Below are 3,833 nucleotides of genomic sequence, written 5' to 3' on the forward strand. Positions count from 1 at the left end.
TGTTTTACATTCACTACTCACTCCCTCACAATTCCATGTATTCGCTACAGAGGGATTTTTCATCAGCAGAAACAGCGTGGGTGTCCTGCGCTTGTAGACAGACCGCATATCCAGTAATTTATAATCCCCTAGTCTATCTATTTCTTTGCCCGCAGAAACTAACCGTTCTACCCCAACACGCCTAACGAGTTCCCGTCTTTGGTCTATATCCTCTACAGATAGTATTTTTTCTAACGATAGCTCTTCTGTGGGAGTCATAACCTGCCATTCTTCCATTGGTATACCATTTAACGCATACCAACCCCATCCATCAGCATATTTGACTGCTTTCCCTGACGGATTATGCAGCCTCGCATCATCCCAATATATTTCGGTAGGCTTAAGAGAGTAGATAAAACAATCGTGGAATGGTAAGCAGAAGCCTATATTCGAAGTAAACCTTTTGAACAAATCCAATTTGTATTGGTCAAATACCACCCCAATAGATTCTGCATAATCATAAAGCCCAGCCCATGCAGTCCACCAAATTGTAACTAGCTGTGATTCTAGCTGTGATTCTAGCTGTGACCCTAGCTGTGATTCTAGCTGTGACCTTAGCTGTGACCATAGCTGTGACCATAGCTGTGATTCTAGCTGTGATTCTAGCTGTGATTCTAGCTGTGATTCTAGCTGTGACCTTAGCTGTGACCCTAGCTGTGATTCTAGCTGTGACCTTAGCTGTGACCATAGCTGTGACCTTAGCTGTGACCATAGCTGTGACCTTAGCTGTGATTCTAGCTGTGACCCTAGCTGTGACCATAGCTGTGACCTTAGCTGTGATTCTAGCTGTGATTCTAGCTGTGACCATAGCTGTGACCTTAGCTGTGACCTTAGCTGTGATTCTAGCTGTGACCCTAGCTGTGATTCTAGCTGTGAGTCTTTGAACATGGCTAAAGCAATATGGCATGACACCGGAGAGTCAAAGTGCAGTATTATTGGTTTACTCAGTCCCATATCGGCATACATATCCACAACAGCTTTGTCTGCCTCGGCTATGTTCGTTTCCCCACTAGCTATACTCACCCACTTTTGTATATAATGTGGGATTTGGGCTTCTTGCTCTTCTGTTATCCGTGTAATAACACTCGGCATATTAATCCCTGACTTCTCTAGCCATTTCAGCGTAATGGTCATATTCATTTACCTTGGCCGATTTCCATGCCAATTAGGGGAGTTTAATAGGTTTATGCTCCTCGTGAGTTACTGTAGTCTCTCCCTCAAATTCCCTGACGCCATCCTCCCGTTCCAATACCTGTACTGATACCCTGTGCGCATGTCCAGTAAGTTCCCCATCTGCTAAGATATTGCCACAATTCTTTTTGACCATTTGTTTATCTCCTTTTCTTTTTCCCATGATTAGTTCACCCCCGTTTTGATGATATAGGCAAAGGTTTCCCTGGTATCCTCTACGAGTTGAGGAATTATTTCATCGCTTATCTGACCGCCCTTAATCAGGCTGGTCAGCACCTTTTCGTTGACGTGCTCATCAATAATGGCTGGGGCGTATTTGCCCAGATACTCGCGCACTTTATCTGGTGAATACGTTATGCTCTGTCGGCGTTGTTTAATTGCATACCGGCCAGTTTCCACGTCCTGAAAGCTGCCTAAGGTATCTATGGACTGCCTAATTCTGATATCAAGGTCGGCAAGCTCCTGTTCCATAATGGGCAGACCAGCAGCCGTCCGAGTGCCTAATATACGAGCTTCCATATACCGGCGCTGATTTAGCATCTCCGCCAGTTCGGTATTGTTTGTCAGGTTGAAAGCGGACTCTGAATAATCTGGGTTAGCTTTTACTACCATTGGATATCCTCCTGAGCTTTTTAACTACCTGGGGTATGGGTGTATCTCCAAACATCTTTGTTAGCATCGGGAGATATTTATCGTGGCCTGATATACCAATATGCATTTGCATCTCCTGTTAGATTTATCTAAAGTTATTGACAATCCGGCGTTTGGGTTTGTGTTCTATCTTCTGCCACTTCCAGTTGAAGGCAAATCCCAGAGCAAACCCGGCGTATAAACAGAAGAATAAAAATCCGAATATTTCCATCTCAGCCTCCTTGTGTTAGTTAATTGTCAGGGGTATAATCCAAATTAAGGGTTTTTATTATTTCTCACCTCTCTTCCACCGGGGAATTGCAGTTCCCCGGTCTTTTTATCTCTAAACGCCTCTACGGCCCTGCATACCAGGCTAGTAAATAGTTCGCTCGGAAAAGGCTTGTTGCCGAAGGTCACTTCCCCCAGCACCAGCTCATCAGTGCTGCGGATAGCTCTCACTTTGCACCCACCGGTTCGGGCTTGCGGGCTAACTGCTCGTCTTGCCTCTTGGAACAATCACTGGCGTTGTCGCATTCCAGTACATAGACATCACCATGCCCGCCCAGATACACTGTGTGGTAGTTAACGTCATGCCCTTCGTGACCACACCAACGGCATTTCAAGGGCTTTATCTGACGGACACGCTTACCGCATGCAGAAAGGTTTGAGCAGGCTGTAATTTGTACTAAGCCTCGTCCTATGATGTACTCCCAATGCTGACTAACGTCTTTGCTGGTTATTCCACAATAGGGGCAGGTAAGTTCTTTCATTTGAATATCTCCAAAAATCTAGTCAATGGGGTCTTGCGCACAGGTATATCAGTAGGCGTATAATTAGTTTTGCCGTAGATTTCTGCGTCTACTAAGGGCTTGAGGTCAGGGTAGGCAACAACAATGCCTTGGTAACACTTAATGCCGGGCTTGCGTAATCCCCGTTTAATGCGGGAGAAATATGAGTCAGATATGCCGAGTTTTGCAGATAATTCTTTGTCGGATAATCCATCTGTTTTCTGAGAAGCTATTAAATTGTCTATTAGTAGTTTGTATGTATTCACGCTATAAGAATAGCATACCGCAAATACTTTGTCAACAGGCAATTATATGAAAATAGCAAGTTGCCAGCAGGCAAATAGCAATGCGATAATTAGCAATAAATAGATATCCACCTGAAAGGGAGTAATAAAATGAGTATTGGTGAGAAAATAAGGGGGATAAGGCAGAAAAAAGGGCTTACACAGGAAGCCTTAGGGTTGCTTTGCGGGTTGAGGGGAACTTATATTAATCATATAGAGAAAGGTCGGTACAAAAACCTCACCGTACAGACTGCCCAGAAGATAGCATTAGCTCTTGAGGTTAGCCCTGAAGAATTAATGGAAACCGAAATTAGCGACAAGGCAGGCTTGCCTGACCAATCAGTAACCGATATGCTGAAGTCATTTACTGCCGATTTTGCAGGCAAGTTACAGAAGCTGGAGATAGCGACTTACTCCCTGCATTTGAAGTTGCAAAAGAAGAAGGGTTAGTAGTGTGGTTGATGCACGGTCCTAGACATTCTCGTGCAGATGGAACTTGTACATATGCACAAGAACTTTGGCAATCCGCTGATGAAAGAATCGAAATCGACCTAGCATTTATGCAATCAGTTCAGAAGATGCGTATATTAAATTCGCGTCCTAATGGGAATCACTAACTATTTACCCGAAGTAAACGAAGTCAGCGGAATATCCGCCCGCGTTGAATTCAAATAGTTCACCGGTCTGGGGCTCAAAGAACTTAGGGCCATGCTCAGTCAAGATAACATTCCACGCATGATAACCCCCCGGGCTTTCACCTCTGGCCATTCCGCAGCTGTTTAGCCGGTACTTTTCTGATATGTGTGCAATTACGGCTATAGAAAAATTATCACAATCAAAGCGGTCTGGTTGGTACTGGGGAAGATTAGCCGATGCCTCTTTCAGTATAGACAGCCAGTCT

At 44.5% G+C, this 3,833-nt stretch carries 7 protein-coding genes; 2 read left to right on the top strand and 5 right to left on the bottom strand.

Annotated features, from left to right (window positions below; genetic code table 11):
• Nucleotides 1–477, bottom strand: a 477-nt coding sequence (locus WC259_RS07845) for a DUF6745 domain-containing protein (RefSeq protein WP_372644112.1), incomplete at its 3' end; no start/stop codon positions are given.
• Between the two features lie 62 nt (nucleotides 478–539).
• Between WC259_RS07845 and WC259_RS07850 the strand changes: the two genes are divergently transcribed.
• Nucleotides 540–923 (top strand): hypothetical protein, encoded by a 384-nt coding sequence (locus WC259_RS07850; RefSeq protein ID WP_372644115.1) that lies wholly within the window; start codon nucleotides 540–542, stop codon nucleotides 921–923.
• Between the two features lie 472 nt (nucleotides 924–1,395).
• Here the strand turns inward: WC259_RS07850 and WC259_RS07855 are convergent, their stop codons facing one another.
• The 3 genes from WC259_RS07855 to WC259_RS07865 form a co-directional block, all read right to left on the bottom strand.
• A complete protein-coding gene (locus WC259_RS07855) occupies nucleotides 1,396–1,842 on the bottom strand; it encodes a hypothetical protein (RefSeq protein WP_372644118.1) in 447 nt (148 codons plus the stop codon).
• A 124-nt stretch (nucleotides 1,843–1,966) separates the two neighbouring features.
• Nucleotides 1,967–2,092: a hypothetical protein gene (locus WC259_RS07860; RefSeq protein WP_372644121.1), complete on the bottom strand. Its 126-nt coding sequence runs from the start codon at nucleotides 2,090–2,092 to the stop codon at nucleotides 1,967–1,969.
• Nucleotides 2,093–2,315: 223 nt separating this feature from the next.
• Nucleotides 2,316–2,630, bottom strand: a complete 315-nt coding sequence (locus WC259_RS07865; protein ID WP_372644124.1) for a hypothetical protein — start codon at nucleotides 2,628–2,630, stop codon at nucleotides 2,316–2,318.
• A 413-nt stretch (nucleotides 2,631–3,043) separates the two neighbouring features.
• On the opposite strand from WC259_RS07865, the gene WC259_RS07870 reads away from it, so the two are divergent.
• The gene (locus WC259_RS07870; RefSeq protein WP_372644127.1) at nucleotides 3,044–3,382 is read left to right on the top strand and encodes a helix-turn-helix domain-containing protein; all 339 of its coding nucleotides are present in this window, start codon (nucleotides 3,044–3,046) and stop codon (nucleotides 3,380–3,382) included.
• Nucleotides 3,383–3,553: 171 nt separating this feature from the next.
• Here the strand turns inward: WC259_RS07870 and WC259_RS07875 are convergent.
• Nucleotides 3,554–3,833, bottom strand: a 280-nt coding sequence (locus WC259_RS07875) for a lectin MOA-related protein (protein ID WP_372644130.1), incomplete at its 5' end; no start/stop codon positions are given.

Origin of the sequence: Dehalococcoides sp., from assembly GCF_041654235.1 — a bacterium.
GTDB classification, from domain to species: Bacteria; Chloroflexota; Dehalococcoidia; order Dehalococcoidales; family Dehalococcoidaceae; genus Dehalococcoides; species Dehalococcoides mccartyi_B.